This window comes from bacterium, from assembly GCA_035703895.1.
Taxonomy (GTDB): domain Bacteria; phylum Sysuimicrobiota; class Sysuimicrobiia; order Sysuimicrobiales; family Segetimicrobiaceae; genus Segetimicrobium.
Window position 1 is genome coordinate 22,540 of the sequence record DASSXJ010000160.1, and the last position, 22,452, is coordinate 44,991.

23 protein-coding genes and 1 pseudogene are annotated in these 22,452 nt (G+C 67.7%); 21 read left to right on the plus strand and 3 right to left on the minus strand.

All coding sequences use genetic code 11. From position 1 onward, the window contains the following. The first annotated feature begins 67 nt into the window (after positions 1-67). Positions 68-646 carry a hypothetical protein gene (locus tag VFP86_11320; protein HET9000229.1) on the plus strand — a complete coding sequence of 193 codons (579 nt, stop codon included), beginning with the start codon at positions 68-70 and terminating at the stop codon, positions 644-646. A 6-nt stretch (positions 647-652) separates the two neighbouring features. Here VFP86_11320 and accB read toward each other — a convergent pair whose 3' ends face one another. From accB to accD, 3 genes are read right to left on the minus strand one after another with little or no spacing between them, the layout of a single operon-like run. After that, complete coding sequence (gene accB, locus VFP86_11325; protein HET9000230.1) at positions 653-1,090, minus strand: acetyl-CoA carboxylase biotin carboxyl carrier protein; 438 nt, start codon at positions 1,088-1,090, stop codon at positions 653-655. Positions 1,091-1,145: 55 nt separating this feature from the next. Continuing rightward, on the minus strand, positions 1,146-2,192 hold the full coding sequence (locus VFP86_11330; protein ID HET9000231.1) for an acetyl-CoA carboxylase carboxyltransferase subunit alpha: 1,047 nt from the start codon (positions 2,190-2,192) through the stop codon (positions 1,146-1,148). Further along, positions 2,176-3,171 carry an acetyl-CoA carboxylase, carboxyltransferase subunit beta gene (accD, locus tag VFP86_11335; protein ID HET9000232.1) on the minus strand — a complete coding sequence of 332 codons (996 nt, stop codon included), beginning with the start codon at positions 3,169-3,171 and terminating at the stop codon, positions 2,176-2,178. Before accD ends, VFP86_11330 begins: the two co-directional genes overlap by 17 nt. Before the next feature lie 143 nt (positions 3,172-3,314). Here accD and VFP86_11340 point away from each other — a divergent pair, with 143 nt between their 5' ends. From VFP86_11340 to VFP86_11435, 20 genes and pseudogenes are all read left to right on the plus strand, one after another. Then, complete coding sequence (locus VFP86_11340; GenBank protein ID HET9000233.1) at positions 3,315-4,490, plus strand: trypsin-like peptidase domain-containing protein; 1,176 nt, start codon at positions 3,315-3,317, stop codon at positions 4,488-4,490. A gap of 14 nt (positions 4,491-4,504) precedes the next feature. Further along, complete coding sequence (gene glpX, locus VFP86_11345) at positions 4,505-5,473, plus strand: class II fructose-bisphosphatase (protein HET9000234.1); 969 nt, start codon at positions 4,505-4,507, stop codon at positions 5,471-5,473. 2 nt (positions 5,474-5,475) lie between these two features. Continuing rightward, positions 5,476-7,149: an arginine--tRNA ligase gene (gene argS, locus VFP86_11350; GenBank protein HET9000235.1), complete on the plus strand. Its 1,674-nt coding sequence runs from the start codon at positions 5,476-5,478 to the stop codon at positions 7,147-7,149. A gap of 429 nt (positions 7,150-7,578) precedes the next feature. After that, positions 7,579-8,826, plus strand: coding sequence for an S-layer homology domain-containing protein (locus VFP86_11355; GenBank protein HET9000236.1), 1,248 nt, complete (start codon positions 7,579-7,581; stop codon positions 8,824-8,826). Between the two features lie 24 nt (positions 8,827-8,850). Continuing rightward, entirely contained in the window at positions 8,851-10,110 is a 1,260-nt protein-coding gene (rho, locus tag VFP86_11360; protein HET9000237.1) for a transcription termination factor Rho, read from the plus strand. 250 nt (positions 10,111-10,360) lie between these two features. Next, positions 10,361-11,659 carry a M23 family metallopeptidase gene (locus VFP86_11365; GenBank protein HET9000238.1) on the plus strand — a complete coding sequence of 433 codons (1,299 nt, stop codon included), beginning with the start codon at positions 10,361-10,363 and terminating at the stop codon, positions 11,657-11,659. Positions 11,660-11,805: 146 nt separating this feature from the next. Continuing rightward, entirely contained in the window at positions 11,806-12,009 is a 204-nt protein-coding gene (gene rpmE, locus VFP86_11370; protein ID HET9000239.1) for a 50S ribosomal protein L31, read from the plus strand. A gap of 143 nt (positions 12,010-12,152) precedes the next feature. Further along, on the plus strand, positions 12,153-13,232 hold the full coding sequence (gene prfA, locus VFP86_11375) for a peptide chain release factor 1 (protein HET9000240.1): 1,080 nt from the start codon (positions 12,153-12,155) through the stop codon (positions 13,230-13,232). Beyond that, positions 13,229-14,164, plus strand: a complete 936-nt coding sequence (prmC, locus tag VFP86_11380; GenBank protein ID HET9000241.1) for a peptide chain release factor N(5)-glutamine methyltransferase — start codon at positions 13,229-13,231, stop codon at positions 14,162-14,164. Before prfA ends, prmC begins: the two co-directional genes overlap by 4 nt. Further along, entirely contained in the window at positions 14,161-14,802 is a 642-nt protein-coding gene (locus VFP86_11385) for an L-threonylcarbamoyladenylate synthase (GenBank protein HET9000242.1), read from the plus strand. The genes prmC and VFP86_11385 overlap by 4 nt, the downstream gene beginning before the upstream one ends. A 58-nt stretch (positions 14,803-14,860) precedes the next feature. Further along, the gene (gene glyA / locus VFP86_11390) at positions 14,861-16,117 is read left to right on the plus strand and encodes a serine hydroxymethyltransferase (GenBank protein HET9000243.1); all 1,257 of its coding nucleotides are present in this window, start codon (positions 14,861-14,863) and stop codon (positions 16,115-16,117) included. Next, positions 16,118-16,747, plus strand: a complete 630-nt coding sequence (gene upp, locus VFP86_11395) for a uracil phosphoribosyltransferase (protein ID HET9000244.1) — start codon at positions 16,118-16,120, stop codon at positions 16,745-16,747. A 6-nt stretch (positions 16,748-16,753) separates the two neighbouring features. Further along, complete coding sequence (locus VFP86_11400) at positions 16,754-17,221, plus strand: cytidine/deoxycytidylate deaminase family protein (GenBank protein HET9000245.1); 468 nt, start codon at positions 16,754-16,756, stop codon at positions 17,219-17,221. Between the two features lie 134 nt (positions 17,222-17,355). Further along, positions 17,356-18,105 (plus strand): 50S ribosomal protein L25, encoded by a 750-nt coding sequence (locus VFP86_11405; protein HET9000246.1) that lies wholly within the window; start codon positions 17,356-17,358, stop codon positions 18,103-18,105. Between the two features lie 80 nt (positions 18,106-18,185). Then, complete coding sequence (gene pth, locus VFP86_11410) at positions 18,186-18,776, plus strand: aminoacyl-tRNA hydrolase (protein ID HET9000247.1); 591 nt, start codon at positions 18,186-18,188, stop codon at positions 18,774-18,776. Next, positions 18,773-19,471: an SAM-dependent methyltransferase gene (locus VFP86_11415; GenBank protein HET9000248.1), complete on the plus strand. Its 699-nt coding sequence runs from the start codon at positions 18,773-18,775 to the stop codon at positions 19,469-19,471. The genes pth and VFP86_11415 overlap by 4 nt, the downstream gene beginning before the upstream one ends. Next, the gene (locus VFP86_11420; protein HET9000249.1) at positions 19,464-21,053 is read left to right on the plus strand and encodes an APC family permease; all 1,590 of its coding nucleotides are present in this window, start codon (positions 19,464-19,466) and stop codon (positions 21,051-21,053) included. Before VFP86_11415 ends, VFP86_11420 begins: the two co-directional genes overlap by 8 nt. Continuing rightward, positions 21,046-21,252 carry a hypothetical protein gene (locus VFP86_11425; GenBank protein HET9000250.1) on the plus strand — a complete coding sequence of 69 codons (207 nt, stop codon included), beginning with the start codon at positions 21,046-21,048 and terminating at the stop codon, positions 21,250-21,252. The genes VFP86_11420 and VFP86_11425 overlap by 8 nt, the downstream gene beginning before the upstream one ends. Next, entirely contained in the window at positions 21,249-21,923 is a 675-nt protein-coding gene (locus tag VFP86_11430) for a universal stress protein (protein HET9000251.1), read from the plus strand. Before VFP86_11425 ends, VFP86_11430 begins: the two co-directional genes overlap by 4 nt. 66 nt (positions 21,924-21,989) lie before the next feature. Beyond that, positions 21,990-22,340: pseudogene (locus tag VFP86_11435) on the plus strand (TrkA family potassium uptake protein). Positions 22,341-22,452 lie beyond the last annotated feature (112 nt).

Here is a 22,452-nt window from a genome sequence, read left to right on the forward strand (position 1 = left end):
GGTGGGGAAACGAAAGGCGCGATGCGGACGTTTGGAATGACAAACGGGTCCTCCGGGGAGGGCGTCGATGAAGCTGCAACGCGTCGTGGTACTCCTGTCCGTGACGATGGCCGTGAGCCTGTGTGGACATGCGGTCGCCGCCGCTCCCGCCGCAGGGATGGTGGGGGTTGTCGATTTCTATGCCCCGACCCCGCTTGGTGCATTCGGCTTCGCGCCCGAGCAGTTCGCGGCCGACGACCTCACCGCGTTGCTCAGCGGAGCGGGGGCCGGTCGGCTCACCATCGTGTCGCGCGAATCGATCGAACGCGCCGAGGCGTCCTTGGGCTGGCAAGGCGCAGACATTCTTCGTTTCGACAGGCTGGGGGCTCTGGCCCGGGCCGTGGGCGCGAACGCGCTGATCGTGGGACGGATTCCCCTCCTCGACAATCTCGAAGGCGGAAGGACCCCACCCGAGGCGAGCGTCTATACCACCCTATGGCTTCAGGTCTTCGATGTGGCGCGGGGGCGGTTCGTGGCGGAGACCCGACAGTCGGCGTTTGTGGTCGCCGGGATCCAGCGCGACCTGCGCACGAAACAGGTCCTGCACGACGCCCTGGTACGTGCCGTTCCACCCCTGGTCGACGCCCTGAATACGGGATCTCCCTAACGGCTGTTAGGCGGGTTCGACAAGGAACAAGGGTTGCCCGTACTCAACGGGCGCGCCGTTGTCGACGAGCACCTGGGCGATGCGACCGTCGACCTCGCTCGTGATCTCATTGAACAACTTCATCGCCTCGAGGACGCATACGGTCTGTCCGACGCGGACCTGGTCGCCCTCGTTGACGAAGGCGGGGGCATCGGGTTTAGGGGACCGGTAGAACGTCCCGACCATCGGCGCGATGATCGGCACGAGGCGGCCGTGGGGCTCGGCGCGCGCGCCGTCCGGATGGGGGATCTCAACCGCCGTCCGGTCCGCCGAGTTTCGGGTGGCCTTCTTGATCCGCACCTTGACGTGTGGGGCGTCGACGTCGAGCTCGGTGATGTCGGCTTCCGTCGCGAGTCGGATCAACGCCCGGATCTCCTCGAGGTCCAGCCTCCGCTCTTGGCTCATCCCGTTGGCCCCCTCTCGCCTGTGCGCGATCCCCGCACCGCCGGCCGCGGCGCGCCTACCCGGGCGTGTGGTGCTCGCGTGGGGACTGGTCCGAAACCTGGCTGAGGTCGCGGAGACGGCCGATCCGACGGTACTTCTCGTACCGCGTGCGGAGCAGCGTCTCCACCGGCCGGGCGGCCAGCGTGATCAGATGCCGGCGGATCGCGGACGCGACGGCGGCCACTGCCTGGTCGGGGTGCCGGTGGGCGCCTCCATCGGGTTCCGGGACGATCTCGTCGACGATGCCGAACCCGACGAGGTCGCGCGCGGTCAGGCGGAGGGCTCGGGCGGCTTCCCGGCTTCGCGAGCCGTCCCGCCACAGGATCGCCGCGCAGCCCTCCGGGGAGATCACAGAGTACACGGCTCGCTCCAGCATGAGGACGATATCCCCCACGCCAATGGCGAGCGCCCCGCCGCTGCCGCCTTCGCCGGTGATCACCGCGATGGTCGGGGTACGAAGCCGCGCCATCTCGATGAGTGCAGTAGCGATCGCCTCGCTTTGCCCCCGTTCCTCGGCTTCTCTCCCAGGGAACGCGCCTGGGGTGTCGATCAGCGTGACGACCGGCGCGCGGAGTTTCGCGGCCAGGTGCATGATGCGCACGGCCTTCCGGTACCCTTCCGGGTTCGGCATCCCGAAGTTCCGGGCGATGTTTTCCCGCGTGTCGCGGCCCTTGGCGTGACCGATCACCGCCGTGGTGCGTCCGTCGACGTCGCCCAGCCCGCCCACGATCGCCGGGTCGTCGCGGAAGACCCGGTCGCCGTGGAGCTCGACAAAGTCGGTCGTGAGCCCGGCCATGTAGTCGCCGATCTTCGGCCGCTCCGGGTGGCGGGCGATCTGGACGGTCTGCCAGGGTGTGGGGTCGCGGGCGATGGCGTCCCCCAGCGCCTCCGCACGCTGCTCAAGGACGCCGATCTGGCGGGTGAGGTCGAGCCCCTGGTTGCTCTGCGTGATGCGTTTGAGTTCAGCGATCTCGCGCTCGACGCCCTCGAGCTCGCGCTCGAGGCGCTCGCCGGCCGCCTCGCTCGTGAACGCCGGGCCGGCCAGGTCAGAGGGGACGGCCATTATCGGTGGCGACGGCGCTCGGAGATTGGGGCAGGACGGCCTCCGGTGCGGGGGCCTCCGGGGCTCCGAACAACCGGAGGAACCGTCCGAGCGAGGGGCGGAGGTCGCCCCTCAGCACGATCGCATCGATCAAGCCGTGCTCGAGCAGGAACTCCGCGGTTTGGAACCCCTCCGGCAGTTTCTGCTTGATGGTCTGTGCGATCACGCGGCGCCCGGCGAAACCGATCAGCGCTCCCGGCTCGGCCAGGATGACATCGCCCTGGAAGGCGAAGCTCGCCGCCACCCCGCCCGTTGTGGGGTCACACAGGACGGAGATGAACGGCACCCCGGCGTCCGACAGCCGGCCGAGCGCGACGCTCGTCTTGGCCATCTGCAGCAACGAGAGCGCGCCTTCCTGCATCCGTGCGCCCCCGGACGCTGAGAAGATGATGAGCGGGTTTCCGAGCGACGCCGCCCGTTCGGCGCTGCGGGCCACCTTCTCTCCCACGACCGCGCCCATGCTGCCCCCGAGGAATCCGAACTCCATCGCTCCCACCACCGCCCGCCGGCCCTCGATCGCGCCGGTTCCGGTGATGATGGCTTCGGGCAACCCGGTTCGGCGCTGGGCGTCGTCGATCCGGGCAGGGTAGGGCCTCTCGTCGATGAACTCCAGTGGATCCTCCGGGACGAGCCCTTCGTCGTGCTCCACGAAGGTCCCCTCATCGAGGACCATCGCCAGACGGTCGGCGGCAGAGAGCCGGTGGTGGTAGCTGCAGCGGGGACACACCCGGAAGTTGCGTTCGAGTTCCTTGCGGTAGACGAGGGCGGCGCACCGGGGACACTTGGTCCACAGCCCGGCCGGGACGTCCCGGCGTTCCACGGAAGCATACTTCGGCCGTCGGATCCAGTTCAGCACCGAAGGGACGCTCCATTCTCGCAGCCGCGGAGACTCAATCGCACCGATTATACCGTAGGCGTCCTCGTGCGGCAAACGATCCATGATCGGCCGCCGCGTCGTGGTCGCGCGGAGTCGAGGGGAGGCGGGCGTGGGTGGCCGAAGCGGGTGGGAATTGGGGACAAGGATGACAAAAGGTGGATGCTATAATAGGTAAGGCCAGACGAAAGACAAGGAGGGATCGTGTCATGGCTATGCAGACACCGAGCGCGCCGCCGCGCCGCCGCGGTCCAGGGTACCTCGCCGGGACACTCGCGATTTTGGTGGTCGTGGCGGTCGGAGCCCTGCTCGGCACCCTCGTGCTGCCTCAATATCTGGGGCTGCATCCGGTCTTTTCGGCGCAGCCGGTCCGGTCCGCACCGGCGCCCGCCGCGCCGTTGACCCCCGCGCCGCCCGTGTCCGTGAGCGGGACGGTGCGCGTCGCGCCCGAGGAGTCGGTGATCATCAACGTGGTCAAGCAAGTCCGCCCGGCCGTCGTCAACATCGATACGGAGTCGCAGGTCCAGACGATGTACGGGGTGTTCCCTCAGCAGGGCGCGGGATCCGGCGTGATCGTCCGCCCGGATGGCTACATCGTCACAAACAACCACGTCGTGCAGGGCGCGACGACGATCAAGGTGACGCTGATCGGGGGCAAGACGCTGACCGGCCGGATCGTCGGGCGCGACCCGCTGGCCGACCTGGCCGTCATCAAGGTGGACTCCAAAGATCCGCTCCCGGCGGCGCGGTTGGACAGCAGTAGCGGCCTGCAGGTCGGGCAACTGGCCATCGCCATCGGCAACCCGTTTGCGCTGGGGAGCACGGTGACCACGGGGGTGGTCAGCGCGCTCGACCGGAACATCCAGCTTCCGAACATCGCCGTGGAGAACTTGATCCAGACCTCCGCGGCGATCAACCCGGGCAACAGCGGCGGCGCCCTCGTCGACAGTTCGGGAGGGGTGATCGGGATCAACACGGCGATCATTCCGAGCGCACAGGGCATCGGGTTTGCGATTCCCAGCGACGTGGTCCGAGTCGAGATGGAGCAACTCATCGCCAACGGCCGTGTCATTCGGCCCAGGGTCGGGGTCGTCTATGGCGGTGAGGTGGATCCGCAGTCCGCGCGCGCGTACAATCTCGGGACCGACCACGGGGTCATCGTGCGGGAGGTCGAGCCCGGGGGACCGGCCGCGCGCGCCGGGATTCAGCCGGGTGACATCGTCACCGCGGTCAACGGGACGAGGATCGAAAGCTGGAACGATTTCGTCCGAGACGCCGTCGTCACGAAGAAGGTGGGGGAGACGATCAAACTGACCGTCGTGCGAGACCGCACGGCGCGCACGATGTCCGTGGTGCTGACCGAACGTCCGGCAGAGTCCCGCTAGTCATGGCGGGCACGATGGAACGCACCCTCGCGCTCGAGATCGTGAAGGTGACTGAGGCCGCGGCGATCGCCGCGGCCCGTCATATGGGAGAGGGGAATACCGAGCAGACGGATAAGGCGGCTGTCGCGGCGATGCGCGCCTCCCTGGCCGAGTTGCCGATCCACGGCCGGATCGTGATCGGCGAGGGGGAGCGCGACGAGGCTCCCCTGCTCTTCATCGGCGAGGAGGTCGGCTCCGGCGCCGGGTTGGCCGTCGATGTCGCCGTCGATTCGCTCGAGGGGACGAACCTCGTGGCCAAAGGCCTCCCCAACGCGATCGCGATTCTCGCGGTGACGGAGAAGGGCGGTATCCTGCACGCGCCCGATATTTATATGGAGAAGCTTGTGGTGCCCCCGCAGGCGGCCGGGAAAGTCGATCTCCGGTGGCCGCCCGAGCGCAACCTCGAGGTGCTGGCGGCCTCGCTAGCGCGCCAGATCTCCGACATCACCGTCGTCATCCTGGACCGGCCGCGGCACGCCGATCTCATCGCGGCGGTCCGCAAGGCGGGCGCGCGCATCAAGCTGATTTCCGACGGGGACGTCGCCCCGGCCATCTCCGCGGCGGTCTCGGGGCCCGGCGTGAACGCCGTGATGGGGATCGGCGGGGCCCCGGAAGGCGTACTCACGGCCGCGGCGCTCCGCTGCCTCGGGGGCGAGATCCAGGGTCGATTCTGGTATCGCAACGATGGGGAGCGCCTGCGCGCGAAGGAGATGGGCATCAGCGATCCCGATCGTGTCTACCGGACGGAGGATCTCGTCCGCGGCAAAGACCTCGTCTTCGCCGCCACGGGCATCACCGATGGCGACTTGTTCCGCGGCGTGCGGCTCTTCGGCGGCGGGGTCCGGACGCACTCCATCGTCATGACGGCGTCTGCGCACCAGATCCGGTTCGTGGATGCGATCCACATCCACGACATGCCGCGGGTCGGCGTCGTCAGACTCTAAGCGTGCTCACCCAGGAACTCGGAGCGGCGATCGCCCAGGCCGCGGAACGCGCCGTCGCCTCGGGAGCGTTGCCGTCCTCGGTGTGGCCGCTGCCGTCCTTTGAGGTCGAGCCTCCGCGCGATCCTCGTCACGGTGATTTCGCCGCCAACCTCGCGCTCGTCGTCTCCCGGGCCGCGGGCCGCCCGCCCCGCGAAGTCGGCGAAGTGATCCTCCGTCACCTCCAGGTCCCCTCAGCGCTCATCGCCAAAGCCGATCTGGCCGGACCCGGGTTTCTCAACCTGACGCTGACGCCGGCCTACCTTCATGGGTGGCTCCGGCGGGTCCAGGTCGAAGACCGGCGGTTCGGGCACGCCGACGTGGGCGCGGGCCGCCGCGTGCTCGTCGAGTACGTGAGCGCGAACCCTTCCGGGCCGCTGCACGTCGGATCGGGGCGGAACGGCGCGGTCGGGGAGACAATTGCCCGCCTGCTCGAAGCCTTGGGCTACGGCGTGTCCCGCGAGTACTACATCAACGATTACGGAAACCAGATGGAGACGCTCGCCCGGTCGGTCGAGGCCAGGTACCTCGAGGCGCTCGACCGCGCCGCCGCGTTTCCCGAGGATGGATATCGCGGCGAATACGTGGGCGAGATCGCGCGGCGGATCGCGGCCGAGCACGGGTCCGCGCTGGCCGATGCGGACGAGGGGACACGCCTCTCGCAGATTCAAGAGATCGCGCTCCGGGCGATGCTGGACGACATCCGGGTCACGCTCGAGGCGTTCGGCATCACCTTCGATACCTGGTTCAGCGAGCGCACGCTGCACGAGAGCGGCGCGGTCCGGCGAACGCTGGAGGAGCTACGCCAGCGCGATCTCGTCTACGAGCAGGACGGCGCGCTGTGGTTTCGGGCCACCCGGTTTGGGGACGACAAAGACCGCGTGCTCGTGCGGAGCGACGGCCGGCCGACGTACTTCGCGTCCGACATTCCCTACCATCTCGACAAGTACGCTCGCGGGTTCGATCATCTCATCGACGTGTTGGGCGTGGACCACATCGGGGACTTGGCGCGCGTGCGCGGGGGGCTGCAGGCGCTCGGCAAAGACCCGGCCACAATCGAGTTCGTGATCCATCAGCACGTCCGCCTGCGAAACGAGGGCGAGGTCGTGCGGATGAGCAAGCGCAGCGGGGACTTTGTGACGCTGCGGAATCTGCTCGAGGCGGTAGGGCGCGACGCCGCCCGATTCTTCTTTATCATGACCAGCCCCGGCGCGCCGATGGATTTCGACCTCGCGCTCGCCCAGCGCAAGTCGGTCGACAACCCCGTCTACTACGTGCAGTATGCGCACGCCCGCATCTGCAGCATATTGCGCGAGGCCGAGCGGGCCGGCATCGCCCTGCCTCGTGCGGAGGAGACCGATTTGACCCCGCTGGCATCGGCGGAAGAGTGGGTGCTGGCCAAGCGCGTCGTGACCTTCCCGGAGGTCGTCTACGCGGCCGGCACCAAACGCGAGCCGCAACGTCTCTGCGCGTATGCACGCGAGCTGGCCGAGGCGTTGCATGTCTTCTACACGCAATGCCGGGTGCTCACGGACGACCCGCGGCTCTCGGCCGCCCGGCTGGTGCTGGTGGATGCGACGGGGAGAGTGCTGCGGAGCGCGCTGGACCTCGCCGGGGTGACGGCGGTGGAGCGCATGTGACGGCGGGACGGGTTGCCTCCGACGGCCGGGTAGTGTACTATATGTTGGGTGTCATGCACATTCGGCTTTTCCCCCTGTTGGACCCATAGCCAGACCCACCGCCTCTCATCCCTCCTGGCGTGCCAGGGCGGAGAGGGGCCAGGTGAGGGATAGGAAGGAGAATCGGGTTCAGCGACGAATACGCCGCACCAAAGTTTTTATGGTTCGTCCTGCCGTACACGAGAGGCCGGTTCCACCACGCTCATGCGCCTGCGGGTCGTGTGGTAGGTCTCCCTCCCGCCGATGACGTTCTCCAAATCTTCCTATTGACAGGCCGGTTCGGGGAGGAGCTCAAGCGGGCGTGACCCGCGTGCCCGCTCGCGGCGGGGTAGAGGGGGCCTGCGGAACCTGCCATTGGGGCATGTAACTATGAAGCCGAGGAGGACTGTGATGAGGGGACGCACTTTGGCTGCTCTGGCGTGGATCCTGGCGGCGGCGTTAGCCGTGGTCGCTGTACCGGTCCAGGCCGCGGTGTTCTCGGACATCCAAGGCGATCCGAACCAGCGGGGGATCGAAAAGCTGGCGATCACCGGGATCGTCTCCGGGTTTCCCGACGGCACGTTCAAGCCCAGCCAGCCCATCACGCGGCTCGGAGCCGTGGCGGCTCTGGCCAGGGGGCTGGACGTCAAGGGCACGGGGTCCATCCCCCAGTACAAGGACATCTCGGAGATTCCTGACGATGTCAGGCCCGCCATCGCAGCGCTGCTGAACACCGGCGCCGTCTCGCAGCAAAAGGCCGAGCTGAAGAAGGGCAGCATCGTCTACCAGCTGGCGACGGACAAAGCGGTCTACGGCACGGAGGATCCTGTGGACCTCACGCTGACCGTCACCAACACGGGGGCGGACGACGCCAAGTTCTTGTTTCCGACGACCCAGCAGTACGATTTCATCGTCAGGCGGGGCGACGCGTTGATCGCGAAGTGGTCGCTCGGGCAGACATTCATTCAGGGGGGTCTCGATCTGATCCTGGCGGCGGGGAAATCCTTCACCTTCAACACCCGGTGGCTGCAGAAGGACCAGGACAACCACTTTGTGGGACCCGGCCCCTACGAGATCGTCGGGATGTTTACTGCGAAGGACAATCCCGTGACGGTGGCGCTGCAGTTCCAGAAGGGGCTGCTGTCGACGTTCCCCGACAATACGTTTCGCCCCAACGGGCAGGTGAGCCGCGCCGAGTTCTCGGCGCTGCTCGTGCGGGCGCTCGGCCGTCAGGGGGAGGCGACGCAGAAGGCGTCGGCGCCCCTTTCGGTCAAGGACGCGGCTGATGTCCCGGCGACGCTGCACGGCTATGTGGCCGTGGCGATCGATCAGAAGATCATGCTGCCCTCTGCCGACGGGTCCTTCCGTCCCAACGCCTCTACCACGCGCGCGGAGGCCGCTGGCGCGCTGGCGTCCGTGATGAACGCGCTCAACAAGTTCAACTATGTCAAGGGGAAATTTATCAGCATCACCCCAAGCGATATCACGGTGAGCATCGACAACCAGGCGGTCCAGAGCTACGCTCTCACACCCCAGGTGGCCATTTACCGCAACGACAAGTCGGTTGCGGCCGGCGAACTTAAGCCGAATGACCAGGTGCTGATGCTCCTCACCGGCCCCCGGGGACGGGCTGGCTACATCGAAGCCACCGGTCAGTGAGGGACGGCGTGGAGGAGGCACGGCGTGGCCATCGCTGAACTTGAGACGAAGAGCCTGAACGAGCTCCAGGACCTGGCCAAAGATCTCAGCATCCCCAATTTTCGCCGCTACCGAAAACAGGAGTTGATCATGAAGATTCTGCAAGTACAGACCGAGCAAAGTGGGCTGATGTTCCGCTCGGGCATCCTTGAGATCATGCAGGAGGGCTATGGCTTCCTGCGTACCAGCGGGTATCTGCCGGGGCAGGAGGACATCTACGTCTCGCCGTCCCAGATCAAACGATTCGGCCTCCGCGTCGGGGACGAGGTCCTCGGCCAGGTCCGCGCCCCCAAGGACAACGAAAAGTATTACGCGTTGCTGCGGGTCGAGGCGGTCAACGGGCTTGACCCGGAGCAGGCGCGGTCGCGGCCCGACTTCGAGAAGCTCACCCCCGTGTTCCCGCACGAACGCTTCAAGCTGGAACTGCCGCAGAGCGACCTCACGGTGCGGATCGTGGACCTGTTCTCCCCTATCGGGAAGGGCCAGCGCGCGATGCTCGTTTCGCCGCCGAAGGCCGGGAAGACGACGCTGCTCAAGAAGATCGGCCAGAGCATCGTGCAGAACCACCAAGAGGTCTATCTGATGGTGCTCCTCCTCGACGAGCGGCCGGAGGAAGTGACCGACATGCGCCGCTCGGTCGAAGCCGAAGTGATCGCCTCCACCTTCGACCGACCCCCGGAAGAGCACGTCCAGGTCGCCGACCTCGTGCTCGAACGCGCCAAGCGGCTCGTCGAAGGCAATCGGGACGTCGTCGTCCTTCTGGACAGCCTCACCCGCTTCTCCCGGGCCAATAACCTGGTGATCCCCCCGAGCGGCCGCACGCTCTCCGGCGGCCTCGACCCCGCCGCGCTGCACCGGCCCAAGCGGTTCTTCGGGGCAGCCCGGAAGATCGAAGAGGGGGGCAGCATCACCATCGTCGCCACGGCGCTGATCGACACGGGCAGCCGGATGGACGACGTGATTTACGAGGAATTCAAGGGGACCGGGAACATGGAATTGCACCTCAACCGCAAGCTCCAGGAGCGGCGGACGTTCCCCGCGATCGACATCAAGCTCTCGGGGACCCGGCGTGAGGAGTTGCTCCTGAACGAGGAAGAGCTCCGAAAGGTCTGGGTGCTCCGGAAGAGCCTGGAGACCCTCGATACGGTCGCGATGACGGAGTTGATCCTCGACCGGCTCCGGAAGACGTCGAACAACCAAGCGTTCCTCCGCTCGATCATCAAGAACAGCGAGGACGGCGCCTAAACGAGTTTCCTGTATTCTTCCACCAAGGTTCCACGGAAGTAGGAGAAATCAGGCGAGAACCCGAAGGGGGACCACCTACACGGGGGTGGTACTCGTCCCAAGACTCCAGTGAGACGAAGCGATCGAGCGTGGCAGGAATTCTCTCCTGCCTGACGAATAACATAGACCAGTCCGGTCCAGGGATCTCAGTTTCGGATCCTCAGCGCGCAAAAACACATCACCCACCCCACTAAAAGTTATAGGAGGCGTGATGGCCGACCACGCTCGGCTTGCGGCTGCGGGTTTGTTTCTCGCGTTGACGCTTGCTGCCGTCCCAGCGCTCCTTCCGATCAACCTCGCGGGGAATGATGCCAGCCCGCGTGCCGAAGCGGCGGCGCCGGTGGGGCCCCTTGTTCGCCTGCGGGCGGGGAACCTGACCCCCGCGCAGACCGCGATTGCCGCGGAAGATCCCACGGTCGCTCCGGACGGTGTGCTGCATTTTGCGATCGCCGAGGCGGCGCCACTCTCTCACACCGTCGAGGCGGGTGAGACGCTGTGGAGGATCTCGCAAGATGCGGGGATCGGAGTCGAGGCGCTGGCTGCCGCCAACCATCTGACGCTCGGCTCGCTGCTGCATCGCGGCCAGGTGCTCATCATCCCTCCCGTCGATCCATCGTCCGCCAACGCGGCCTCGCCCGTTCTGACGCATGAAGTCGCCTCGGGCGAGACGCTCTGGGGGATCGCGCGGGCATCGGGATTGCGCGTAGAGACGCTGGCAACCGCCAACCACCTGTCATTGGACTCGGTGTTGCATCCCGGACAGGCGCTGGTCATCCCGTCACAGGACGGTCCCGTCCAGAGCGCGGGGGCGCGACAGGCGCGGTTCCGCGGTCCGGCTGTCTCCGTGGGGGCCCAAAAGCTCACGTTCCAAAACGCACCGCTCCTCGGAGATTCCTGGCCCTTGGCCCGACCATCGGAAGGGATGATCACATCCCCGTTCGGCTGGCGAATCCATCCGATCTTCGGCACGCGGGAGTTCCACACCGGGCTCGACATCGCGAACCGTGCCGGCACGCCGGTTCGGGCCGCGGAAGGCGGCATCGTGCGGTTCGTTGGATGGATGGGAGGCTACGGCCGGCTCATCATCGTGACCCACGCCAACGGTTTGGAGACGAGTTACTCGCACCTGTCCGCGATGCTGGTCGCTCTCGGCCAACGCGTGGGCCGGGGGCAAGTGCTGGGCCGGATGGGCAGTACCGGCTGGAGCACCGGTCCGCATCTCTTCTTCGAGGTCCGTCGTAACGGTGTGGCGGTTGATCCGACTCCGTTCCTGCAAGGGATGCGGGGAGCGGCCCCAGCGCCGCCGGTCCCAGCGCCGCCGGCCCCAGCGTCCTCGGCTCCGTCTCCCCGGCCCGCCCGGCCCGACGCCGCGGGTGCAGTCTCGACTCCGGCCTCTGCGGTCGCTCCGGCGGTCTCCGCGCCCCCGTCCGCTCCGGCAGCGGCAGAGCCCTCCGAGGAGCACCGGATCGCGACCGAGCCCCTCCAGAGTCCACCGCCGCCGATCCCCTAGGGCGTGGGCCCCGGCCGCGGGGCGACCGCAGGCCTGCGCAGCGCCTGTAATTGCGGGAGGAGCAGCGCCTGTGGTATACTACCGCCTGCTGTCGTGCCGCCCGGTGCCATGAGGTCTCCCCGGCGCCGGGCCGAGGAGAGACTCCAATGCGGAAGGGCATCCATCCGAACTACAAGCAGACCACGGTGACGTGCGCCTGCGGAGAGACGTTCGTCACCGGATCCACTCGAGAAAACATTAGGGTCGAGATCTGCTCGAAGTGCCACCCGTTCTACACGGGCCAGCGCAAGTTCGTTGACTCCGAGGGGCGCGTCCAGAAGTTCGCCAAGAAGTACGGCATCCAGATCTAGCGGGCCTCCGTTCCCCAAGGCCGCGGTCTGGGACATCGGGACTCCATCGAGCCGGTCGGCCGCGCGGCCGGCCGGCTCGCGCATCGGGAGACCCGAATGCCGATGGTATAATCCTCTTCGAGAAGGGTTCGGAGGAGACACGTGTGCGTCCTGAAGCGGTGAACAAGTTGGCGGCGATGGAGGCGCGTCACGAGGAGCTGACGCGCGCGCTCGCAGACCCGGCGATTTTCAGCGACCAGGGCCGGTACCAGCGGGTGGCCCGCGAGCACGCCAGCCTCTCCGGGGTGGTGGCCGCGTACCAAGCGTACCGGAAGATCGCGCAGGAGATCGAGGGCGCCGACGCGCTTTCACGCGAGGCGGATCCGGAGATTCGTCAGCTTGCCGCGTCCGAAAAAGCCGCGCTGGTTGAGCGGCAGGCGCGCCTCGGGCGCGAGATCGAGGAGCAGCTTATCCCGAAAGATCCCCGGGACGAGCGCAACGTCATCGTCGAGGTGCGGGCGGGGACCGGGGGGGACGAGGCGGCGCTGTTCGCCGGAGACCTGCTCCGCATGTACGTCCGGTACGCGGAGCGCCACGGATGGAGGTCCGAGGTGCTCTCGAGCAGCCCCACCGGCCTCGGGGGGTTCAAGGAGGCGGTGGTGGCCATTCAGGGTCGGGGCGCGTACAGCCGGTTGAAGTACGAGAGCGGCGTCCACCGCGTCCAGCGGGTCCCCGCCACGGAGGCCAGCGGCCGTATCCATACATCGACCGCCACGGTGGCCGTCTTGCCTGAGGCCGAGGAGGTCGACGTCGTGATCCGGCCGGACGAGATCAAGATCGATACGTACCGCGCGGGCGGCGCGGGCGGCCAAAACGTCAACAAGGTGGAGACCGCGGTACGGATCACCCACATACCCACGGGGATCGTCATCGCCTGCCAGGACGAGCGGTCGCAGCATCAGAACCGCGAAAAGGCCATGCGGATCTTGCGCGCGCACCTGCTCGAACGCGCGGTGCAGCAGCAGGAGGCCGAGATCACCCAAGCGCGGCGCCTGCAGGTCGGGACGGGCGAACGCAGCGAGAAGATCCGCACCTACAACTTCCCGCAGGACCGCGTGACCGACCACCGGATCGGCAAGACCCTGCACGATCTCCCGACCGTGCTTGACGGCGATCTCGATGCGTTGATCGAAGCGCTCGTGTCCGCCGATCACACGGAGAGCCTGACGGCCGCCGGCTCGTGACGCACCCGACGGTGCTGTCCCAATCGGTCCGGAGCCGCCGGGAGGCGTGGGCGTGGGGGGCGGACCGGCTGCAGCGCGCGGGGACGCCCGCCTCGGCCGCACTGCTCGAAGCCGAAGTGCTCCTCCGCTGCGCCGCCGGGCTGACCCGCGAGGAGCTCCTCGCTCGTCCATCGTGTGAGCTCGAAGAGACAGCGTTGGTGGGTTACGCGGGCGTGATCGCCCGGCGCGTCGGAGGCGTGCCCACCGCCTACATCGTCGGGCGCCGCGAGTTCTTTGGCCTCGAACTCCTCGTGGACGGCCGCGCGCTGATCCCTCGTCCGGAGACAGAGCACCTCGTGGACGTCGTGACCGCCGCGCTCGGGGGACGGGCCGCACCGGTCGTCGTCGACATCGGCACGGGATGCGGCGCCGTCGCGATCGCGATCGCTCGAGCGCTTCCGTTCGCGCGCGTGCTGGCGACCGATGTATCCGCCGCCGCGCTCGATCTCGCCCGCATCAACGCCGCGGGCTTCCGTGTGGAGGATCGGATCACGTGGGCGCTGGGCTCCGCGCTCGATCCCCTCGATCGCCTGACCGGCGGGCGGTGCGTTGACGCCATCGTCTCGAATCCACCCTACATCCCGACGTCGGAAGTCGCCCGGCTCCCCAAGGAAGTCCGCGAGCACGAACCGGCGGCGGCGCTGGACGGCGGGCCCGACGGGCTCAACGTGCATCGGGCGATTGTCGGCGGGGCGGCCCGCTACCTCGTCCCGGGGGGCATGCTGGCGCTCGAGGTCGCGGCGCTGTGGGACCAGGCCGCCACGGTGGCCGGTCTGATTGCCGCCACGCGGGCGTTCGACGCGCCGGGAATTGTCCGAGACTACGCCGGGGCGGATCGTATCGTCGTCGCGCTCAAGAGAAGGGATGAGAGCTTTGGGCATGCGAGGCGATGATCATCATCGGCGTTGATCCTGCCAGCCTCGATGTTCCACGGCGCGCGCTCGAGGTCTTCGAGGAGGGTGGGTTGGTGGCGTTTCCCACCGACACCTTCTACGCGCTTGGAGCGGCAGCGCGGGACGCGGATGCGGTGGCGCGCGTCTTTGCCGTCAAGCGGCGCCCGCGCGAGGAGCCGCTTCCGGTGTTGGTCGCGGATCGGGATCAGTGGAGGTCGCTGGTGGCGAACCTGCCCGAGGCGGCCCTGCGGCTGGCCGATCGGTTCTGGCCCGGGGCTTTGACGATCGTGTGCCGGCGCGGGCCGGGTGTTCCCCTCGCCCTCGCGGGCGGCGGAGACACGATCGGGGTCCGGCAGCCGGCCCTGCCCATCGCCGCGGGGTTGTGTGGAGCCCTCGGGGGTCCGATCGTCGGCACGAGCGCGAACACGCATGGCGCGGCCGCTCCCGTGACGGCGGGCCTCGTCGCGCTCGATCTGGGGGCCAAGGTCGACTTGATCCTCGACGGAGGCCGGTGCCCGCTCGCCCTGGCGTCGACCGTGATCGATGTGACGCGGACGCCGGCCGCGGTCGTGCGTCCCGGCGCGGTCTCGATGGACGCGCTGCGGGAGGTCCTGGGCGAGGTAGCGGGCCCCCGCTAAGGGAAAACTGAGAGGGTCGCCGGCGGAGACGCGCGGGCGGCCGAGGGAGGCGAGCGTCGTGGACGAGCTCCGCCGGACGGATCCGGAGATCGCGCGGGCGATCGAGCAGGACACCGATCGCCAGCGGTATCATATCAACCTCATCGCATCGGAGAACTACGCCAGCCTCGCGGTCATCGAAGCGCTCGGGACCGCGATGACCAACAAGTACGCGGAGGGCTATCCCGGCAAGCGCTATTATGGAGGCTGTGAGTTCGTGGACGTCTCCGAGCGGCTGGCGATCGACCGCGCCAAAGCGCTGTTCGGGGCCGACCACGCGAACGTCCAGCCGCACGCGGGCGCGCAGGCCAACATGGCAGCGTACTTCGCTTTCCTCCGGCCGGGCGATCCTATCCTCGCGATGAACCTGGCGCATGGCGGTCACCTGACGCATGGGAGCCCGGTGAACTTCTCCGGGCAACTCTACCGGATCATCCCGTACGGTGTCGATGAACGAACCGAGCAGATCGACTACGACGTGGTGGCCCAGCTTGCCCGTGAGCACCGCCCCCGCATCGTGGTCTCGGGCGCCACGGCGTACGCCCGCACGTTCGATTTCCCCCGGCTGCGCGCGATCTGCGACGAGGTCGGCGCGATCATGCTGGTGGACATGGCCCACTTCGCGGGGCTCGTGGCGGGCAAGGCGCACCCCGACCCGGTGCCGTACGCCGATGTCGTCACGTCGACGACGCACAAGACGCTCAGGGGACCGCGCGGCGGGCTCATTCTGTGCAAAGCCCCGCACGCCTCCCCGATCGATAAGGCGGTGTTCCCGGGGATCCAGGGCGGCCCGCTCGAACACAGCATCGCCGCCAAGGCCGTGTGTTTTCTCGAGGCCTCGCGGCCGGCGTTCCGCACCTACGCCGCCCGGATCGTCGAGAACGCCCGGGCCATGGCCGACGAGTTCCTGCGCCGCGGGTATCACGTCGTGTCCGGCGGAACGGACAACCACCTGATCCTCCTCGATGTGCGAACGAGACGGCTCACCGGGCGCAAGGCCGAGAAGGCGCTTGACGGCGCCCACATCATCGTCAACAAGAACATGATCCCGTTCGACCCGGAGAAGCCGATGACGACGAGCGGGATCCGGGTCGGGACGCCGGCGATGACCACGCGGGGGATGGGGCCCGACGAGATCCGCCGGATCGCCGGATGGATCGATGAGGTCCTCCTTGCTCCCGAGGACCTGCAGACCGCAGCGCGGATCAGAGGTCAGGTGAGGGAGTTGTGCGCGTCGTTCCCGGTCTACCCCCAGCCGGTGGAGGTGACGGGCTAAGTGGGCCAGGTCCGGGTCTTCGACCACCCCCTCATCCAGCACAAGCTCACCATCCTGAGGGACCGGTCCACGGGACACAAGGAGTTCCGCGAGCTGGTCGAGGAGATCGCGATGCTGATGGCGTTCACAGCCACAAGCGATCTCCCGACGCGGACGGTCGAGGTCGAGACCCCGCTCGCGACGGCCAGGGGGACAACGATCGCGGGTCAGGAGGTCGCCGTCGTGCCGATTCTCCGAGCGGGGCTGGCGATGGAGGCGGGGATCCTCCGCCTGATGCCGACCGCGCGCGTCGGCCACATCGGGATCTACCGCGATCCCGCATCCCTCGACCCGCACACCTACTACTGCAAGTTGCCGCCCGACATCGCCAACCGGCAGGTGCTGGTGGTGGACCCGATGCTGGCGACCGGCGGATCGGCCGTCGCTTCCATCGACCTGCTGAAAGAGCGTGGAGCCCGCGTGATCCGCCTGTTGGTCCTGATCGCCGCTCCCGAGGGCGTCCGGCGCGTCCAGGAGGCGCACCCGGACGTCGCCATCTACACGGCGGCGGTGGACGAGCGGCTCGACGACCACGGGTACATTCTCCCCGGTCTCGGCGATGCCGGGGACCGGTTGTACGGGACCCGCTGACGGCCTATGGCGAGACCGTCCTGGGACGAGTACTTCATGAGCCTCGCACGTCTGGCTGCGACGCGGTCGACCTGCCTGCGCCGCCAGGTCGGCGCAATCATCGTCAAGGACCGGATGGTCCTCAGCACCGGCTACAATGACACGCCGCGCGGGCTCCCGAACTGCGGTGACGGGGGATGCCCGCGATGCCGGTCGGATGCGCCCGCGGGCTCGGGGCTGGACACATGTCTCTGCCTGCACGCTGAACAAAACGCGATCATCCAGGCGGCGTATCATGGCGTGGGCATCGCCGGTGCGGTGATCTACTGCACGCATCAACCCTGCCTGACCTGCGCAAAGATGATCATCAACGCCGGGCTTTCGCGGGTCGTGTATGGGTCGTCGTACCCGGACCCGGTGGCGGAGCAACTGCTGCGGGACGCCGCGGTCGAGCTCGCGCGTGTCCCGGGGGGAGCGGCGGTGCCCGGGGCCTGAGGCTCCCGCCACGCAACACGAAGGGCACCCGGCGGCCGAGGTTGTGTGCCACTGGGGTGCGTGCTATAATCACCGGTCGTGGGTGCGGCGCGTCACGCGCGGCGCCGGTCCGGTAATGAAGGAGGGTCAGGCAGATGGAGCGTGTCAACCTGGTCGCGCAGCCGCGGCCGGAGGTCGGGAAGAACGCGGTGAAGCGTGTCAGGCAGGCGGGCTTGGTCCCGGCCGTCCTGTATGGCCGGAGCCGCGCATCGGTGCCGCTGGCCATCGACCGGAAGGCGCTGTTGAACGCGCTCAGCACGGAGGCCGGACGCAACGTCCTGATCGACCTGCAGGTCACGCACAACGGAGAAGAGACGAGCGATACCGTGATGATCGCCGAGATCCAGCACGACCACCTCAGGCGTGAGGTCGTGCATGTCGATCTGCACCAGATCAGCCTCACGGAGCAGGTCGAAGCGCGGGTGCCGATCATCCTGGCGGGCGTGCCCGAGGGCGTCAGCGCGGGCGGCGGCATTCTCGAGCAGCATCTGCGAGAACTCCTCGTGCGCTGCCTGCCCACCGCCATTCCGGAGCACATCACGGTCGGCGTGCAGGACCTGCGCCTCGGCGCCTCCCTCCATGTCCGGGATCTCCCCCCTGCCGAGGGCGTCGAGGTGGTGACCGCTCCTGAAGAGGTGATCGCGGCGGTCGTCGCTCCGAAGGAAGAGCCGGTGGCGGCGGAGGCCGCGGCGGCGCCTGCCGAACCGGAAGTGGTTGGGAAGGAGACGGCGGCGGCTGAAGGAGAGGCCAAGAGCGAGCCCGGGGCCAAGGCCGAGGCCAAGTCCCCGAGCGGCTCCGCTTCTTCCAGCGGGGACAAGCCCGCCAAAGCGGAGAAGAAAGAATAACCTGTGCCGTGGCCGGCTAAGGCCAGGGGAGACAATGTGCAGAAGGGCGTGGAAGCAGGCGCGCCCTTTCTGCTTTCCCCATGATCATCGTGGTGGGGCTCGGGAACCCCGGCCGGCGCTACAAGGGCACCCGCCACAACGTGGGCCGGGAGGTCATCCATGTCCTGGCGGAGCGATTCAAGATCCGGTTTGCGGATGACGGCTGGGCGAAGGTGGGCCGGGGCCGGATCGAAGGTACCACGCTGCTCCTGGCGGTGCCGGAGACGTACATGAACGTGAGCGGACAGGCGGTGAAGGATCTATTGCACCGCCGCCGCCGGCACCCGGAAGATCTGCTCATCGTCCATGACGAGATGGACCTGTCGTTGGGACAACTCCGGCTGCGGCCGGGCAACGGGCCGGGCGGACACAACGGGGTGCGGTCGATCATCGAGGAGATCGGGACGGGCATGTTTCCACGCCTCCGGATCGGGATCGGCCGGCCGCCGGCGGGAGTGGATCCCGTCGAGTTCGTGTTGGACCGATTCACGGTGGACGAGCGCCCCCGCATGGACGAGGCGGTGGCGCGGGCCGCCGACGCCGTGAGGGTCGTCGCCGCAGAGGGATTGCCCGCGGCGATGAACCGGTACAATCGCCGGGCCACCCCCGGAAGCCTGGTGGAGACGCCGTGAACGGCTCGGCTTCGCCGCCCGCGCTCGCGGCCCTCCGGCGGTGGGTCGCCGACGAGACCTGGCTCAAGCGGGCGCTCACGGCGCGCCGCTGGATGAGCCGGGTCTACTTCGAGGCCCGGTACATTATTCCGGATCCGTGGCGCCTGGCCACCTCGCCGTACGAACGAGCGCGCGCGCAGGCGTCTCTGCGAATCCTCGGGGGCCGCCATTATGCGTCCGCCGTCGAAGTCGGGTGCGGAGAGGGGATCTTCACGGCACGCCTGGTGAATCAGTGCACGCATCTTGTGGCCGTTGACTTCTCCACCCTGGCGATTCGTCGAGCCCGGCGGCGGTTTGCCGGCGATCCCCGCGTGGACGTCCGGCGGCTCGACGTCCGCATAGAGGACCTTGATCGGACGTTCGACCTGGTGTTCTGCGCCGAACTCTTCTATTACTTGAACCATGCCGAATGCGAGGCCGTGGGGGCCCGGTTGCTCCGATGGCTGGCCCCCGGGGGCGACCTCTGCCTGGAACACGGGACCTCGGTCCACGATGTCGAACCTGCTGACGCAGAGTCGGCACGGCCCGGCTCCATGGGGGCGAGCATGATCCACGAATGGTTCCGCCGGGTGTCAGGTCTCGTGGTCGTTCGTGATCTGGCCCTACCCCGCTTCCGGGTCACGCTGCTCCGGCGGATCGAGAACGCCCGTGACTGAACGGACGGCATCCGTCTCGGTGCCCGCGGAGAGCCTCCGCCGGGACGTCTCGGTGTGGGGTTCCTTCATGTGGGGGTTCGCGGATGTCGGCGCGGACATCTATGCGGCCCTGGGCATCGTCATCGCGGCCACGATGGGTGCCGCGCCGCTGGCATTCGCGGCGGCGGGCCTCGTCTATGTCATGATCGGCCTGGCGTATACGGAGCTGGCCTCCGCGTATCCCATGGCCGGCGGCGGGCAATATTTCGTCAGCCGCGGCCTGGGGGACATTGCCGGGTTCATCGCCGGGTCCGCGCTGCTGCTGGACTACACCATCGATATTGCCCTGTTTGCGGTGTTCTCCGCCGGCTACTTGAATTTCTTCTTCCCGGCGGTCCGGGACTATAAGGTCAGCCTGGGACCGTTCCCGATCATCGGGACGCTGTCGAACATCACGCCGCTGTGGGCGGCGGAAACGGTCGTGTTCATCGTCTTCCTGACGTGGCTCAACGTCCGAGGCGTTCGCGAATCATCGCTCCTCAATGAATTTATCGGAGCGTTTGGCCTGATCGTCGAAGCCGGACTCATCATCATCGGACTGGTCTTCGCTTGGAAGCCCGAACTCCTGGTGAGCCAGTGGGTCCACCAATTCCCGACCCTCAACCAGTTCATGTACGGGTCCTCGCTCGCGATCATCTCGTACGTCGGGCTCGAGTCGATCTCGCAGGCCGCGCAAGAGACCCGCCGCCCCGCGACCGTGATCCCCCGGACCTCCATCGGGCTGATCGGCAGCGTGTTCCTTTTCGCTGTGTTCTTTTCCATCACGGGGCTCGGGTTGCTGCCCTGGCAGGCCTACGCGAAGGATGTCGATCACTCGGTGGCATTGTTCGCCGACCGCCTCCCGTTCGTTGGGCCGATCGCCGGGCCCCTGGCGGCCATCCTGGGAGCCGTGATCTTGCTGATCTCCTCAAACACCGGCGTCATGGGGGCGAGCCGCCTCGTCTACTCGATGAGCCAGCTCAAGCTCATGACGCCGTGGTTCCGCGAGGTCCACCCGCGTTACCGCACTCCGGCTCGAGCGATCCTGATCTTTTCGGGCATCGGCCTCCTCGAGGCGATGCTCGCGTTCCTCACCCCGAGCGCCGTCGACGCGCTCGCCAACATGTACGCGTTCGGCGCCACCCTGGGCTACACGTTGGTCTTCATCGCGCTGATCTCCCTGCGCATCAACGATCCGTACTCTCCCCGGCCCTATCGGGTGCCCTGGAACGTCCGGTGGACGCGCCGGGACGGGCAGGTGATCGCGATCCCGTTGATCGGGGTGCTCGGCTTGGTTGGCGTCCTCATCACGCTGACCGAGGTCGTGCTCACGCACGCGATCGGCCGGGTCGCCGGCCCGGTCTGGGTCATCGCCTGCCTGACGTACTACGTTCTGTACCGGCGCAAGCAAGGGCTTCCCGTGTGGCACAGCGCCAACCATCACTGGGAGGAGCAGCAGCGGGCGATTCTGAAAGACGCTGAGGAGTACGATCTCCTGGAGACCTATGAGTTCGCGCTTGCCCAGCGGGACCGCCAATTCGCGAGGGGGCAGGGGCATGCCTGAGCCCCAGTTCACGCGCGCCGATCTTTACCGGACGGCGACCAGCGCCCTGATGGTCGCACTGGGGCTGGTGATCCTTGCCCGGACGGTGGGATTCGGCCTCCACCCGATGTCGCTCCTGGTGGGGTTCGGGTTTATCGGGCTGGGTGCCTACCGGCTCTCGTTCGTCGTCGCGTACCTGCGGCGGAGGGGGTCGGCGTGACCGGTCCGTTGCACGTCAGTTTCCTCGGCGCGGTCCTGGCCGCCGCGTTCGCGATTCCCATGGCCGCGCTGCTCCTGTGGATGCTCCGGGTTCCTCGGCCGGTACCCCAGGAGGTCGCCCGCGCGGTGCGGTCGGTTGGTGCGGTCCAAACGATTCTCGTGCCGATACTCGAGCACTACTACTCGGAGCGCGCGGTCGAGCTGGCAAGCCGCTTGGGGCAGATGCAGAAGGCCAGGATCTTGCTTGGCTACGTTGTGGAGGTCCCCCGGACGCTGTCCTTGGGCGTCCCGCTGCCAACGGTAGAGGAGCAGGCCACTCGCGCGCTCGCGCAGGCGAAGACGATCGTCAAGATGCACGCGCTCGAGGCCAAGGCGGAGATCATCCGAGCCCGAGAGGCCGGGGAAGGGATCGCGCGCGTCGCTCGGGACCGGGGCGTCGATCTCATCGTCCTCGGGATTTCCCCGGAAGCAGGCCTCACCGAGGGGTCCGCGGCGAGATGCGCGGAGGGACTCTTCCGGCACGCTCCGTGCGAGGTCATCATCGACCGCCTGGCGGAGACCAGCATCGGAGCTGCGGCCGAAGAGGAACACCGGGGCGTGCCCCCCGAGCCATCAACGAGCGCGGTCGGGACAACAGCTCCTCGGAAGGAAGCACCCAGGCGCCCGGTGTAAGGGAGGGCGAGGCCCCCGCCGTTCCGGCGTGGGGTGAATGATTCGCTTGGAGGGAGGAGTCAAGCCATGCATGTCGTGATTCTTGGTTGCGGTCGTGTGGGTGCGACCCTCGCGCTGATGCTTGAGTCCGAGGGCCACTCGGTCGCGATCGTGGACCGCGATCGGGAAGCGTTCCGGCGTTTGGGCCGGAACTTTAGGGGGAAAACGATCCTCGGCATCGGCATCGACGAAGACGTTCTCCGCAAGGCCGGCATCGAGCGGGCGGGCGCGTTCGCGGCGACGACCAGCGGGGACAACTCGAACATCATGTCGGCCCAGATCGCCAAGATCAAGTACAAGGTCGCCCGGGTCATCGCCCGCATCTACGACCCCTTGCGGGCCGAGGCGTACCAAGAACTGGGAATCGACACGATCAGCCCGACGCTCCTGGGCGCGGGGATGTGCCGGGATTTCATCGTCGGGGCTGCCTGGCGGACCATCGGGGAGTACCAGGCGCTCCCCGAGTTCTTGGCCCACGCGTAGCCTCGAA

What these genes read in the sequence shown, in the direction of transcription:
- VFP86_11320 (HET9000229.1), top strand. Translation starts at nt 68, where the DNA reads ATGAAGCTGCAACGCGTCGTGGTACTCCTGTCCGTGACGATGGCCGTG.
- accB (HET9000230.1), bottom strand. Translation starts at nt 1,090, where the DNA reads ATGAGCCAAGAGCGGAGGCTGGACCTCGAGGAGATCCGGGCGTTGATC.
- VFP86_11330 (HET9000231.1), bottom strand. Translation starts at nt 2,192, where the DNA reads ATGGCCGTCCCCTCTGACCTGGCCGGCCCGGCGTTCACGAGCGAGGCG.
- accD (HET9000232.1), bottom strand. Translation starts at nt 3,171, where the DNA reads ATGGATCGTTTGCCGCACGAGGACGCCTACGGTATAATCGGTGCGATT.
- VFP86_11340 (HET9000233.1), top strand. Translation starts at nt 3,315, where the DNA reads ATGGCTATGCAGACACCGAGCGCGCCGCCGCGCCGCCGCGGTCCAGGG.
- glpX (HET9000234.1), top strand. Translation starts at nt 4,505, where the DNA reads ATGGAACGCACCCTCGCGCTCGAGATCGTGAAGGTGACTGAGGCCGCG.
- VFP86_11355 (HET9000236.1), top strand. Translation starts at nt 7,579, where the DNA reads ATGAGGGGACGCACTTTGGCTGCTCTGGCGTGGATCCTGGCGGCGGCG.
- VFP86_11365 (HET9000238.1), top strand. Translation starts at nt 10,361, where the DNA reads ATGGCCGACCACGCTCGGCTTGCGGCTGCGGGTTTGTTTCTCGCGTTG.
- rpmE (HET9000239.1), top strand. Translation starts at nt 11,806, where the DNA reads ATGCGGAAGGGCATCCATCCGAACTACAAGCAGACCACGGTGACGTGC.
- VFP86_11385 (HET9000242.1), top strand. Translation starts at nt 14,161, where the DNA reads ATGATCATCATCGGCGTTGATCCTGCCAGCCTCGATGTTCCACGGCGC.
- VFP86_11400 (HET9000245.1), top strand. Translation starts at nt 16,754, where the DNA reads ATGGCGAGACCGTCCTGGGACGAGTACTTCATGAGCCTCGCACGTCTG.
- VFP86_11405 (HET9000246.1), top strand. Translation starts at nt 17,356, where the DNA reads ATGGAGCGTGTCAACCTGGTCGCGCAGCCGCGGCCGGAGGTCGGGAAG.
- pth (HET9000247.1), top strand. Translation starts at nt 18,186, where the DNA reads ATGATCATCGTGGTGGGGCTCGGGAACCCCGGCCGGCGCTACAAGGGC.
- VFP86_11425 (HET9000250.1), top strand. Translation starts at nt 21,046, where the DNA reads ATGCCTGAGCCCCAGTTCACGCGCGCCGATCTTTACCGGACGGCGACC.